The organism is Zobellia russellii (assembly GCF_018728565.1).
In the GTDB taxonomy this organism is placed as follows: Bacteria; Bacteroidota; Bacteroidia; order Flavobacteriales; family Flavobacteriaceae; genus Zobellia; species Zobellia russellii.
Map to the genome: position 1 here is coordinate 342,938 of NZ_JACSOI010000001.1, position 13,445 is coordinate 356,382.

Annotated in this window: 11 protein-coding genes; 1 reads left to right on the forward strand and 10 read right to left on the reverse strand. The window is 39.1% G+C overall.

Features of this window, described 5'->3' with window-relative positions; translation table 11 throughout:
• Nucleotide 1: 1 nt before the first annotated feature.
• From porW to H9565_RS01545, 3 genes are all read right to left on the reverse strand, one after another.
• Nucleotides 2-2,557: a type IX secretion system periplasmic lipoprotein PorW/SprE gene (gene porW / locus H9565_RS01535; protein WP_215436626.1), complete on the reverse strand. Its 2,556-nt coding sequence runs from the start codon at nucleotides 2,555-2,557 to the stop codon at nucleotides 2-4.
• Nucleotides 2,558-2,974: 417 nt separating this feature from the next.
• Nucleotides 2,975-3,703 (reverse strand): ABC transporter ATP-binding protein, encoded by a 729-nt coding sequence (locus H9565_RS01540; RefSeq protein ID WP_215436629.1) that lies wholly within the window; start codon nucleotides 3,701-3,703, stop codon nucleotides 2,975-2,977.
• A gap of 53 nt (nucleotides 3,704-3,756) precedes the next feature.
• A complete protein-coding gene (locus tag H9565_RS01545) occupies nucleotides 3,757-5,226 on the reverse strand; it encodes a DUF5687 family protein (protein ID WP_215436632.1) in 1,470 nt (489 codons plus the stop codon).
• Nucleotides 5,227-5,493: 267 nt separating this feature from the next.
• Between H9565_RS01545 and H9565_RS01550 the strand changes: the two genes are divergently transcribed.
• Entirely contained in the window at nucleotides 5,494-6,543 is a 1,050-nt protein-coding gene (locus H9565_RS01550; RefSeq protein ID WP_215436635.1) for a ferredoxin--NADP reductase, read from the forward strand.
• Nucleotides 6,544-6,584: 41 nt separating this feature from the next.
• On the opposite strand, the gene H9565_RS01555 is transcribed toward H9565_RS01550, so the two are convergent.
• The 7 genes from H9565_RS01555 to H9565_RS01585 all read right to left on the reverse strand — a co-directional run bounded on the left by H9565_RS01555 (nucleotide 6,585) and on the right by H9565_RS01585 (nucleotide 13,430).
• Nucleotides 6,585-7,370: a patatin-like phospholipase family protein gene (locus H9565_RS01555; protein WP_215436638.1), complete on the reverse strand. Its 786-nt coding sequence runs from the start codon at nucleotides 7,368-7,370 to the stop codon at nucleotides 6,585-6,587.
• Between the two features lie 35 nt (nucleotides 7,371-7,405).
• Complete coding sequence (locus tag H9565_RS01560; protein ID WP_246560195.1) at nucleotides 7,406-8,326, reverse strand: nucleoside hydrolase; 921 nt, start codon at nucleotides 8,324-8,326, stop codon at nucleotides 7,406-7,408.
• Between the two features lie 28 nt (nucleotides 8,327-8,354).
• On the reverse strand, nucleotides 8,355-9,074 hold the full coding sequence (locus tag H9565_RS01565) for an ABC transporter ATP-binding protein (protein WP_215436641.1): 720 nt from the start codon (nucleotides 9,072-9,074) through the stop codon (nucleotides 8,355-8,357).
• A complete protein-coding gene (locus tag H9565_RS01570) occupies nucleotides 9,074-9,847 on the reverse strand; it encodes an ABC transporter permease (RefSeq protein ID WP_215436643.1) in 774 nt (257 codons plus the stop codon). Before H9565_RS01570 ends, H9565_RS01565 begins: the two co-directional genes overlap by 1 nt.
• Entirely contained in the window at nucleotides 9,837-10,691 is an 855-nt protein-coding gene (locus tag H9565_RS01575) for an ABC transporter permease subunit (protein ID WP_215436646.1), read from the reverse strand. The genes H9565_RS01570 and H9565_RS01575 overlap by 11 nt, the downstream gene beginning before the upstream one ends.
• The gene (locus tag H9565_RS01580) at nucleotides 10,681-11,904 is read right to left on the reverse strand and encodes an ABC transporter substrate-binding protein (protein ID WP_215436649.1); all 1,224 of its coding nucleotides are present in this window, start codon (nucleotides 11,902-11,904) and stop codon (nucleotides 10,681-10,683) included. Before H9565_RS01580 ends, H9565_RS01575 begins: the two co-directional genes overlap by 11 nt.
• An 83-nt stretch (nucleotides 11,905-11,987) precedes the next feature.
• Complete coding sequence (locus H9565_RS01585) at nucleotides 11,988-13,430, reverse strand: SusD/RagB family nutrient-binding outer membrane lipoprotein (protein ID WP_215436652.1); 1,443 nt, start codon at nucleotides 13,428-13,430, stop codon at nucleotides 11,988-11,990.
• Between the last annotated feature and the right edge of the window lie 15 nt (nucleotides 13,431-13,445).

Here is a 13,445-nt window from a genome sequence, read left to right on the forward strand (position 1 = left end):
TTTAAGGTTTTGGGGTTAAAATTTGATTTTTATAAGATTGTAGGTTTTTATGTACCTGTATTATTTTATAGTTAGTAGATAAAATTACAAAATTCTCATTCTCAATAAGGTAATCCTTGTTAAACTTTATAAGTTCGGCAAAGCCCAACGCATAATCTTTGGATTTAAAGCCGTGTACAACCACAAATTGGTCTTCTAAGGTATAGATATCTTTTGAAACCACATTCTTATAACGCAAGTCTATAATGGCATCTTCCAGAGCTTTCTTCACCCTTTTGGCAATTTCATCGTTACTTCGTCTAAACGGAAAAACCACTTTCCAGTTGCCGGTACCCGACGACCCTAGCTCAGTTGAAAATTCCTTAACGGCCAATTTTGGAAGTTGTTCCGCAACCATTTGCTCTGCCTTTTTACCTTCCGGATTATTAGGGTAGGTTAGGGCAACATAGTTTAAAGCTTCTTCAAAAGGTTCGAATCCGTTTAGCCTCCCAATGGCATTGGCCTTCAACATTTCAAATTTGGGAACTATTGGGTCTCCCGTATATTTCTCTATATTTTCCTCTGCGCCGGTAATGGTCTCCAAAAACCTTTGCTCTCTGTATTTGCGGTATAAAGCCGCGTACCGTGCATCTGGGCTATCTGCATCATCTTCTAGGACCGCCCTAGGATTCAGTATAATTTCCGCATAGCGGGAATCTCCGTGATTGGTCAGAATGTTTTCTTTCATTGAAGCCAAAAGCGGACTGCCTTCTTCTTCGTAAATTTTGTAAAGGTTGTATTTAGACGGAAGAATTAATCTTTCCTCTGGTTCCGAATCCAACACATTTTCCAACTTAGCAGCTGCTAGAAGGTTCTCTTTAAATTTCTCTTTGTAAATCAGTCCCAATTGATAATTGGCAAAATTTCTTTCGTTCTTTAAACTATCTATTACCGCAACATCCGTAGGTACACGATTTAAATAATAATCCAAGGAGAATTTTTCATCCTCACCAACTTCACCTGCAATGCTATCATTTGCGGCAAGGGCATCATCTGTAGTTTCTTGAGGCAGTGTCCTCTTTTTATTGCTCCACCTCCAATCATCTTCCAATTCCCTTTTGCCCCATCGTTGAACGAAGTCGTTCTTACCGTACCCCAAGCTTGTAAGGTTGTAAAAGTAGAATTTACCTTTGTTCTCCTTACCTCCCTTGCTCTTGGCAAACTCCGCAAAACCGGAGGCTATTCTTCTTTCTTCTTTCTTGGCCGCAGCATCTTTTGCAGCCTGTAATTTGGCTATATGATCTTCAAAATAGGCTTTACGCTCTGTTAAAGGCAGATTATAAAGGGTAATGATGCTATCTGTATGCTGGGCAATATCCTCATATTTAATAACGTCCTCAAGGTTATCCAATTTTTTCTTGGTAGACCTAAATTTCTTTGTATTCTCATCCAGATTAGGAATAACACTATCATAGTACGCCCCAGCAAGCCTGTATTCATTCTTGTCAAAATTGTATTCTGCCAAGTTTTCATAATTCAGAGCATTCAATTTGGGCTCGTTCTGCGTAGCGCGAAGCGATTTATTAAAATACACAATAGCCATACTATCATTTTCTTGCTCTAAATGATACTCGGCAACCTGACGGTAGATGATATCCAGAAAAGGACGATTCTCTCGGTTCTCTTCCAAATCCGTCAAATATTCAAGCATTTCTTCGCTGTTTTCAGAAGTAATCTGGGTATTCCTAATCTTCTGAATTTCCGCATTGATCATATACACCCTTGGCGACCTTCTATTCAAGGCAATAACTTTATCAAAAGCATAATTGGCACTGTCCTTATGCCCAATTTGATTGTACAACTGACCAATAATGTAATAGTAGCGGCCTTTCTCCTTATTCTTCTTTGTATAGTGAGAAGCAACTTTTAAGTGCTGTACGGCCGTATCAAGTACCTTTTCATTTATATAGGCCTGTGCGATCATAGCACGTGCATCTGCATATTCCTGATCTGTAAGCTGTTCAAACTTTAGTAGGCGTTTTAGATTTTTAATGGCCAATTCTTCATTCTCCAGGCGAATGTTCACCTTCTCCCGCCATATATGCGCCTCGTTCAGTTTATCGCTATAATCGTACTTTTTAATTATGTAGTTAAAGGCTTCAAGTGCCGGCATATAACGCTGATCAAAATAACGTGCCTTGCCCAAAAGAAGAAAAGCTTCGTCCGTTTGCGGATTGCGCTCAATATCTTTGATATCCATACTGTGCTTCTGTATGGCTTTCGTTGCTTTTTCTTCGGCTATGATAAAATTGGGATTGTTATCTTCCGAATCTAATTTGATGTCTTCCGTGACTTCTAGACGCTCAATGGGCAGAATTTCCCAATAATCATCATGGTAATTAAGATTAAGCTCTTCCCTTCCTTCTTCAAAAGCGATATTACCATTGTACAGTGTGTTGTACTTGGTATTGAGCGCATGCCAATTACGATTGACGAACGCGTCTTTCTTGGTGGAACAAGCATTTGAAATGATGGCCCCCAGAATAGAAAATATGATAAGTTTATAGTGCAGCTTCAAAATTGTATATCTACGTACTTTACTTTAACTAAAAAAGAACGGTATTATTATGCAGTTGGTCGATAAAAAGTTTAGGGTTCGGGCTTTACCTGTGGAAACAAAAATATGATATTCTAAACTAGGTCTCTTTTTAGTTCTTGACAATTCTTTAATGAACCGGGTAAGAATTACTTTATCCAATTAAGAATTGCATGTTCGTTTTATAGCTTCTCTATTTTCTAAATAAAGAGTATAAAATTAAAGTAGCAGGATTTATTTTTCACAGACTAAGTAGTTTGTAAACGCTCTTTTCATCGATAAACCTCTGGTTTTATTACTACTTAACAGACAAAAAACGCAAATTAACGACATCTTCTAGCACTCGTTGTAGTGTTGAAAAACTAAAAATAGACTAGGCAGTCGGTTTTAAAAAAGAAACTAAGACACCGGAATATCTTCTTTAGGAGTATCTTTTCCGCTAAAAAACAGCTCCAATTCCTTTAAAGTGGCTTCAGAAGTTTCAATATCCTTTACAATTTCTCCCTTGTTCAGAACTACAATGCGCTCACATACTTCGGTTACGTGCATAAGGTCATGACTAGAGACCAAAACCGTAACTCCTTGTTTTGCCGCCAAGTCTTTGATAATGTTTTTCAACCGTATTTGGGTGGTAGGGTCTAGGTTCGCAAAAGGTTCATCCAAAACAACTACTTCCGGATTACCTATAAATGAAGCCACAATACCCGCTTTCTTTTGGTTCCCTTTTGAGAGGTCTCGCAAATATTTTTTCTGGTTCAAGATTTCACCATGAAAAAAATCTTCAAAATTGGTTAGTAGTGCGTCTATATCCGCCTTGTTTTGGTTCCGCAATTCCCCAATAAAATAGAAATATTCTTCTGGCGTTAAATACCCGATTAAAAAGCTCTCATCAATAAAAGAAGATGTATTGGTTTTCCAAGCTTCACTTTGGTTTACCTGTACACCATTGTTTATAATATGACCGGTAGTGGGCACTATTAAATCCAACAAAAGGCTAAAGAAAGTGGTCTTGCCGGCCCCATTGTTGCCAACTAGTCCAAAGCTCTGTCCTTTTGGTATTTCTAAATTGTTAATATTCAACACGGCTTTGCCAACGTACTTCTTAGTAAGGTTTTCAACTGATATCATAGTAACGGTATAAGTTTCTTATTTCATTTAAAGATTTGCCAATGCACATTACACTAGCTATTCTGCTCTTTGAATCCGGCAATCATTCGGTATTTTCTTTTTCGGTAAGCTTTTGTAATAAGGTCTAAAAGTTTATTCCTAAATGCGAAACCTATCATACCCAAAATGCCTAATGTGATAAGAGCTACATTTAGTGAAAAGAAAAATGTTAATACGGCATAAACAAGCAAAGGAATCCCGAACAAAGGAATACCTACTATAAACTGGGTGGCACTGGTACCTTGCATATTACCAAGGGCACTTTTGTTCAAGTCTATACGCTTTTTGTTCATTGACCCAAAGAACAGGATTAACGGTACGTTTACCCCTAGGTTATATACGGCACAGCTAAAGTTTATGGCAAGCGCTTCCCAACCAAAATAAATATAGGGCACAGATAGTAAGAACATTACCCCAATACTAACATAAATTAAGAATGCCTTAGACTCCAAATACCTTCTAAGGGGTATGTTCTGTGACATTATCATACTAAAATACGAACTATCCCAAGCCGGAATAAACTGCCCAAAGTTCATTAGGAAAACGCCGGTCATAAAAATACCGATAAAAACCAACATCATAGAACCCATTCCAAAATCTTCCATTCCATAAAAAAGCAATCCGTAGAAAACAAAAGCAAGTGATATAAAAACCTGCGTTTTGGTTCTTTTATTCCTCCAAATTAGCTTTAGGTCTAACTGCAAAAACGGAGCAATAGCACCAAAACGCTTTGTCCAAGATAAATCTGACGAAGTAGCTTCTACCGTATTCTTTTTAAGGGAAGCATCAAGGAAAATACGGCTTCTTAAGTAGGAGTAATTCAAATAATACGTCAAGCCTGCAATACCCAAAGGAACTAGTGCGTATAGCGGACTTTTATAAAGGGCATAGAATACATGGCCCGCAAATTCCTGAACAGGAAAAACCTGAAAATATTCCAAACCATAAAATGTTAGTAACAGAGCCCCGATAATCACCAAAGCCTTATCACTCTTGTTTACAATAAAGTTGATGAAATTAATACTCAGCACAATGCTTATCATGGCCAACAACCAGAGCAAAACGTTTAAGGGCGTATATCCATTTATGAGCAACACCACACTAAAGGGCACGAAGAAAAACAGAGAAAACAAATTATAGAAGGATACCGCAGACCTACCTAGAATATAATGCGCAATGCTGCTCTTCTTTATGGGAAGGACCAAATATGGTTTCACATCCATAACCGGAAGTTTTTGCATAAAATACCTAAGAAACAGTTCTCCAAGCATCCAATACAATAAAAATTGGCTTACCAGTATAAGCGGGTCCGTATCTGGGATCGCTCTTTCTAAAATATAGAACAATGCAGAGCCAAAAAAAGCCAGCATACCCATAAAATACAATGCAAAAAAACCCATGACTATCTTTATACCAAGACTTTTACCCATGGATGAAGACCGAAAGAAGGACTTCCATTGCAGCTTAGTAAATTTTTTAAACATAAGAATTGGATTACTATTTGGGTAAGTTAGTGTTAAAAGCAATACAGTTTGTTACAAAAATTTCAGATAAATTACATCTCCAAGATTTTTAGAGAGAGATTTATCGCTTTTATATCTCCGTGCTATCCTATTGCGTACATAACAATCTAGAATCTAAAAGGACCGTCTAATTAAAAACGGTATTTAAGTTCCTTTTTTTATGGTTTCCGTTTCAAATGGCTGTATCAATGCTTATTTTTGCGGTCACATTTGACTAAAAAACACATAATGGTGCATTTTCACTCCTTGACCGTAAAACATATTAAGCCGCTAACACCTAGTTCTGTGGCCATCACTTTTACGATACCTAAAGACCTTATACAAACCTTTGATTTTGTTCCCGGACAGTACATTACAATTAAAATGGAACTTAAGGGAAAAGAAATTAGAAGGGCTTATTCTATCTGTTCCTCACCAAAAAGCGATTGTTTTACAATTGGTGTCAAGCGTGTGGATAAAGGCGGATTTTCAGATTATGCACATACTAAACTAAAGGCCGGAGATGTATTGGAGGTCATGCCGCCCGAAGGTAGGTTTACTTTTCAGCCAACGGGAAAGGTTAAAAATATTGCAGCTTTTGCCGCAGGTAGTGGTATTACCCCTATCATGAGTATTGCCAAAGCCGTTTTAGCAGACCATCCAAAAAGTACGTTTGTTTTGGTATATGGAAACAAATCTCAGAAGGAAACCATGTTCTATACAGATTTGGCGAAATTGGAATTGGATTACGCAGGTAGATTCAACACCTATTTTATAAACAGCCAGACTAAAGAAGATGATTCCCTTTTTGGCCGAATTGATGTATCTACGGTTAACTATGCGCTTAAGAACAAGCATAAAGATGTAGATTTTGATGGGTACTACCTATGTGGTCCGGAGGCAATGATTCATTTGGTTTCCGATACGTTGAAGGAAAACGAGGTGCCTAAGGACAAAATACATTTTGAGCTGTTCACTACTACCGAAATCTTGGATGAAATGCCAGAGCAACCAGAAGGCAAGACCCAAGTTTCCGTTTTGGTCGATGATGAGGAGTTTTCATTGACTATGGACAAAAAGGAGATTGTTCTTGATGCGGTACTAAAACAAAATATAGATGCGCCATATTCTTGCCAAGGTGGTGTTTGTAGTAGTTGTATAGCACGAGTAACCGAAGGTAAAGCGGAAATGGTAAAAAATCAGATTCTAACGGACGGTGAAATTGCCGATGGTCTTATCCTTACCTGTCAGGCTCACCCAACAACGCCTACTTTAAAAATTGATTATGACGATGTTTAAAGTGAACATCATTTACAAATAGAAAAAGCCTCGGTTGTACATTACAACTGAGGCTTTTTTAATAGTTCTTCCAATTTTCTAGCGGTGTTCTCATAACCCACCAAATATGCTTTTTCCAGCCCTTTACGGTCCAACACGCCTATTTTTTCCAATTCCTTGAACTCCATCAACAAATCACAAGCTTCCAACTTGCTTCTATTAATGGCGTAAATCATTAGGCCGGTTACCCTTCCCGTAAGTTGTAACGAGTTTTTCAAGGCATTTTTGTTGAGCTCCCCAACTACGGATACATTACTACCGATTATAAAATCTGCCTTTCCAGCAATTGGTTCTAACGGAAAGTTGTTCATAATACCACCGTCTGCATAGAGTTGCCCTTCCATTTCAACCGGACTAAAAACCGGAGGTAAAGCGGCAGAAGCCAGTAAGGGCCGTATTAATTCGCCTTTAGAGAAATACTCCAAGTCTCCTTTTTGGAGATTGGTGGCCACAACGTGTAACCCTTTTTGAAGGGCCTCAAAACTATCTTCCGGGAAATGCGCTCGGAACACATCAAAATACCTATCGGTATCTATAAACCCTGGTTTTACAATAGTTAAAAAGTTATATCTGAACAAAGGTGTTTCCCTGAAAAACGCCATCATTTCCGGCACAGAATTTCCGTTGGCATATAACGCGCCTACTAGTGCACCTACGCTACTGCCCCCAACTATTTCGGCCGATAGGCCAAATTCATTCATAGCCTGTATAAGCCCAATATGTGCCATACCACGAACGCCTCCGCCGGAAAGCACAAGTCCAATTGATTTTGTCTGTATATCACTCATAGTAGGTTTTCTGAAAAACGATACTACGAAGGTATTTATTTCAGCAGACTATCCATTAACTTTTTATGGTAGCCTGAAACCACATCATAGCAGTACTTTACAGGGAATCCTTCTTTTCTGTCACATAACAAGTAGGGTTTAAATACCTCCTTATTGTTCTCTTTTACCGTATCGTCCGGATGAATTTCCAATCTTGCGTTTAAATTTTCAGAGATAATGTCCTCCGGGGAAATAATATAATGACTCGCCAGCACATCAAACGGGTTAAAGCCGTCCGCTCCTTGGTCTACCCACTGTTGTAACCAAGCCCTAGAAGCATTGGCCAACCATTTATTGCCCTCATCACCTTTTTCCAAAGTATCCAAATCTTCCGCTTTGATCCAAACCTTGTTAGAAATTTCAAAAGGGCAGAGCGTTACGGGCACTCCATGCTCGAACATCAACCGGAAAGCATCATTATCCAAATCAAAATTAAGATCCTGGGCATGATTGCCTTTATTTCCAATTTTAAAGTAGTCCTGCGGTGTTCTTCGTCCTGCAACAAGAACTACTTCCTGTATTTCACTCCTTAGTTCCGGGTGCTTTAAGAGCAATAATCCAATATTTGTTGCGGGGCCAATGGCCATAATGGTCATAGGTTGCCTACGGAGCGCTTCTGCCAAGGCTTCTACCGCCTCATTACTGTTTACATCTTTTAAGTCAATAGCTTCCCCTGCCCCTTTATATACCGGAATATTGCCCATGGCAAACTCCGTGCTCATTTGTTGACTTAGTGGATACGAGTTTTCTATGATGGTATTTCCAAAAACAGCGCTAATACCACATATTTCAATTGTATCGGCCTTTATCAATTGCAGTACGGCATATCCATCATCTACATCACAATAGCCCTCTCGTTTATGCCTTGTCATACCCACGGACAAATCTGTGTCTATCCACACCTTTTTCTTCATCATGCTATCCAAATTATATTTTCTGTTGTAACTATATCAATCCGCCCCAAAATTCAATTTCACTTTGCACACCAGTCTGTGGGTCTTGGATAAAATCTTTTTTATCCTTGTACACCTTTAGAACACCGTCCTCCATAAAACCAATTTGATCACCCATTAAAACTGCTTCTTTTAAATCATGGGTAACAAAAAGCGATGTTATATTAAACTCAGCAGTGAGCTTTTTAAACAATTCTTGCATCCGTTGGCGCGTACCTGTATCAAGGCTTCCAAAGGGTTCATCCAACAATAAAAGTGATGGGTTGGTGCTAATGGCCCGCCCAAAGGAAACCCTTTGTCTTTGTCCTCCGGAAAGCTGTGTAGGCATTTTATCCGCCTGTCCTTCAAGCTCCAAGCTATGCAGCATATGCTCCACTTTTTCATTGATTAAACCTTCCGGTATTTTTTTTAACCGTAATCCAAAAGCTATATTTTCAAAAGCGTTTAGATGCGGAAATAAAAGGTCTTCCTGATAGAGATATACGATATTTCGTTTTTCCGGTTTGGTCTCCGTAATATCTACTCCGTTTAAAAGGATTTTACCCGAATCCGGTGTTGCGAGTCCACCTATGGTTTTTAACATTGTAGTCTTACCACAACCAGATTTTCCCAAAATACTCAAAGTCTGTTTTGCCTGAAGTGAAAAATTCAAGTCTTTGACCACCCTTTCAGCACCAAAACTTTTTACAATATGTTGAACTTCAAGAAACATTAGACCAATTTTTTAAATACATAACGCTTGTTAAAATACAACAAAACTACAGGCGGAAAAACCAATAGACAGCAACTTAAGGCCCCATAATAATAGTTTGCCTCTTTAATGAACATAAACACCTTAATGGTAAGCGTTTGTACTTTACCAATGCCTATTATGGAAGTGAGACCATATTCAAACCAAGAAATAAGAAAGGTCTGAAAAAAGCAAATAAGCAATAAACCTTTGGCCAAAGGCAAGAGCACTTTGGTATAGGTTTGCCATTTGTTGCCTCCTAGAGTGGCCACTAAATCTTCGTAGCTTTTTATTTTTTCATTCCAAAAACTACTGAAAAACAGTAGCGCATACGGAAAAGCTATAATAAACTGAGCAACTACAACCCCTGTTGTATTTCCAAATAGACCCATTTTTAGAAAGAAAAAACTAAGGCAAGCGGCAAAAACAACCGGAGCCAAGATATATGGAAAATAAGCCAATAGGGTCAATGTCTTTTTTTTGGGATGATAAAATACGGCCTTGCTGATCAAAAATCCCGAAGTAGTAGAAAAGATTGCCACCAAAAGTGAGATTAATAAAGACGATAAAAAACTCTGCAAAAGACCTGTTTCGGAACTAAAAACGGTAATCCAGTTCCTAAAACCAACATATGAAGGCCACACCTCAGGAAAACGCCATTCCGAAGCCAGTGATAAAAACACGAGGTATACATAGGGGAATAGAATTAGGAGCACCGCCAAACTCAATACAAAAGGTTTCCAATTAGCTCGCATACGCTCTTTTTCTTTTTGGCAAGAACAACGCAATTGCCGCCACGGACACAATTAATGTGTACAACACGGCAACCACATACCCTTCCGAAATTTTATCCAAATCGTATTGTTTTATTTCTTGAATAATGAGTATCGATAGCATCTGCGGTGATTCTTGACCCAAAATTAACGGTACCTCATAAGCTCCCAACAAAAAGATGAAATACAGAACGATAAGTACCCAAGTCTTCTTTAAAAGAATAGGCAAAAATACACGACTAACAACCTGCTTTGCATTTGCCCCGAGCGATTGTGCCAAAATTGAAAGTTCTTCTACCCGTTCGTTTTTGTAAACATTTAAAAAGAGTAACACAAAAAATGGCATTATCATGGTAATGAAGGACAGAATGATTCCAATAGCCAATCCGTCATTTACCAAATCCGGAAATTGAGCTGCTTCTGTTATCCATCCCAATTTATGGCTGATACGAGCAAAAAAACCTCCTTTTGAAAACAGTTGAAACGTAAAAAACCCGGTAACGATGCCCGGTATGGCCAGAGGTAAATAGATAATAAACGATAAAAACCGTTTCTCCAATTGCCGCCTAAACTTTAAAGTTATCCAGAGTGCGCCTCCTACGGATATGCTTACAGCTACCAATGCAATTAAGGCACTATAACCTAAAGACGTAAAAAAAGTTCCCGAAGCCAAAACGGATTCCCAGAACTGAAATGTAAATCCCTTGTTGGCCACGCCAATGATTCCAAAGCTATACAATAGGGCATAGACAAATGCCGCGGCAAATGGAACCACCCCCACCAACACGAACAAAAGTAGACCTATGTTTGATTTGCTAATTTTCAATTACCTGTTTTCTAAAATCTTCGTACAAACGTATCATATATTCGGGAGCCGGTTCGGCAATGGCATTCACTTCTAACTGCTTTAGCGTAGGTCCGTACTGGCGTTTTCTAGCATCTAAGAATTTATCCTTCCATTCTACTTCAAGCTTATCTAAAGACAAAACCGTATTGGAATCCATTCCGTTGGCATCCGCTTTTTTAAATTGTGCTTCAGGGGATAGCAAAAAATTAATGACCTGCATGGCTCCTGCTTTTTCAGGTGAATTGTAAAGAATACCCAAGTAATTGGAGTTTCTAATGGTGCCGTTTTCCCAAGCATATCCTTTGGTTGTTTTCGGATAAAGACCGTTCAGTACTTTATCTTCTATGCCCCCTTCACTAAATCCGTATGCAATTAAAAGTTCCCCATTGGCATATAGCTGGTTCATCTTGGATTGTTCTTTTGGAAATGTACGGCCTTCCTTCCAAAAATACCGTTTGTTATTATTAATAAGCTCCCACAGTTTTTCAGAGAGCCGGTTGTACTTTGTTTCGTTAAACGGACCATCCAATGCGTTAGGTCCGCCACCTAATTCCGCCAATAGACTTTTCAAAAAGGTCATGCCCGTAAAATCATTGGAAATAGTAAAGGTACCCGGATGCTCCTTTATGAAATTTTTGAGCTCAGGAATGCTTTTTGGTGGGTTTGGCACCTTTTCATAATCGTATACGATTGCAAATTGATTGATGCTCCACGGAGCCTCCATGCCATTTACAGGCTGCTGAAAGTCCGTATTGATATACGAATCCTCAAAATCAATCAACGAAGCATTGGGAAGCTGGTCTACAAATGGGCCCCATAAACCTTCTACCTTTCTTAATTGAAAAAAAGTCTCGCCATTGATCCAAACCATGTCCACTTGACCTTCATTAATATCAGCCTGCTTTTCGCCCATAACAAGCTGTACAATTTCCGGGCCTTGACCTCCGCTAATCTGTAAATCAATGTTATATTTTTCCTTTACACTAGGAACCACATAATTATTAATATAATCGTTAATGGCGGTACTTCCCTGCCACATCATAAAGTTAACAGTCGTACCTTTTGCTTTGGCTTCTATTTCCTCCCATGGTGCATGCTTTAGCCCGTCACTGTCCTGTTTAGAATTCTCACCACAAGAGAGTAGCAAAAAACCAAATAAAAAACCAAAAAGTACATTGTTAATCTTCTTCATTGAAACAGCTTCTAATTGTGTTTAGATCTTCTTTGTCGTTTACAATATAATAAGCTTTAGAAAAATTGGATAAGATTCCTCATTTAATCTTTCTCCCACCATCCTTTGCTATTAATATTATCTCCACCTATACGTTCTGCCGCCACTTTGTAATTAGCGCTATTGGTAGCTTGTTCTGATTCTGGATATAAATACCGAACGGGATATTGGCTGTTGTTCAAATTATCCGGCCCAGGTTTTAAGTTGGGAATACCCGTCCTACGAACGTTAAACCATGCTTCATGCCCATTAGATATTAGACTGAACCACTTTTGTGTCAAAATCTTAGTAAGGTTATCCGCTCCATTAAGTGCAACTGGCTCTTGAGCAAGGTATCCCGCAGGAACCTCAACACCATAATATTCAAAACTAGCTCTTATACCGGCTTCATAGTAGACCTCAGCATCGCCCGTGATATAACCTCTCTCCACAGCTTCCGCCAATGCAAACTGAACTTCCGAGTATTGCATGAACTGGGCATCTACCCCATCCGGCACATCTCTAAAAATAGCACCGAACAAAGAAACGTCATTTAAATCAATTCCTTTTTCTGCAATGGTTTCTCGGTCTTGGCCGTTCAACAGTCCCTTAAATTCCGGAGTACCCGCATTTACACTCGCCTGCGTAGGTTTGTAAAGAACATTCATCCTTGGGTCATTCCATAATGTCAAAACCGAATCTACAGTGGTGGTCATACGATGTTCTTGATACAATCCCAAAGACGACAGCGTCATAGGATATTGGTTTGGCGCTGAACTCAGATAGGGCAGCACCGCATTGTCCGCATTGGATTGCATAAGTTTCCCGGAAGAGGCCAGTTCCTGAATTTCAGAAAAATCAGTTAACCGTTTACTTATCCGTAAAAGATATCGCAAGCGTAGGGAGTTTGCAAAACGCACCCATTTGTTAAGGTCTCCATCAAAAAGTACATCGCCGTTTACTACGGCATTAGAATTTTCCAGAGTTGTAGCTGCACGCTCCAAAACGGCCAAAATGCCGGTATCTGGATCTGTATAAATACTTTCTTGGGTATCATAAGCGGGAGTGAATTGCCCGTCTAGTGCATTAACGGCTTCGGTATAGGGAACATCTCCCCACATATCCGTAAGCTGGGAGAACAAAAAGCTCTGCATTACATCTCCTATGGCATTATACGCCTCATTGGAACCCTGTAATTCCCGCATAGATTTAACATCGCTCAATAGCTGAAATATGGTATTCCAGTACTCGCTGTTCGTACCCATTTCGTAACGATCTATACGCTCAAATTCTACACTGGCCGCAAACTGCTCAATATAGTTTGCCAGACGAAATCCTTGGTAAAACGCATTTTGGTCCGCTTCTACGGAAATGACGTTGGCCAACAAAAACTGCGGATCAACAGCTTCAGGAGAATTGGGGTTTTCGTTAAGCTCCTCAAACTCATCGGTACAACTGCCCAATGCTAAGAAGAAACTTGTAAAACCTAATATATATAGTTTGTTCATTGTTCTAAATTTTAG

What these genes read in the sequence shown, in the direction of transcription:
- H9565_RS01540 (WP_215436629.1), bottom strand. Translation starts at nt 3,703, where the DNA reads ATGATATCAGTTGAAAACCTTACTAAGAAGTACGTTGGCAAAGCCGTG.
- H9565_RS01545 (WP_215436632.1), bottom strand. Translation starts at nt 5,226, where the DNA reads ATGTTTAAAAAATTTACTAAGCTGCAATGGAAGTCCTTCTTTCGGTCT.
- H9565_RS01550 (WP_215436635.1), top strand. Translation starts at nt 5,494, where the DNA reads ATGGTGCATTTTCACTCCTTGACCGTAAAACATATTAAGCCGCTAACA.
- H9565_RS01555 (WP_215436638.1), bottom strand. Translation starts at nt 7,370, where the DNA reads ATGAGTGATATACAGACAAAATCAATTGGACTTGTGCTTTCCGGCGGA.
- H9565_RS01560 (WP_246560195.1), bottom strand. Translation starts at nt 8,326, where the DNA reads ATGATGAAGAAAAAGGTGTGGATAGACACAGATTTGTCCGTGGGTATG.
- H9565_RS01565 (WP_215436641.1), bottom strand. Translation starts at nt 9,074, where the DNA reads ATGTTTCTTGAAGTTCAACATATTGTAAAAAGTTTTGGTGCTGAAAGG.
- H9565_RS01570 (WP_215436643.1), bottom strand. Translation starts at nt 9,847, where the DNA reads ATGCGAGCTAATTGGAAACCTTTTGTATTGAGTTTGGCGGTGCTCCTA.
- H9565_RS01580 (WP_215436649.1), bottom strand. Translation starts at nt 11,904, where the DNA reads ATGAAGAAGATTAACAATGTACTTTTTGGTTTTTTATTTGGTTTTTTG.
- H9565_RS01585 (WP_215436652.1), bottom strand. Translation starts at nt 13,430, where the DNA reads ATGAACAAACTATATATATTAGGTTTTACAAGTTTCTTCTTAGCATTG.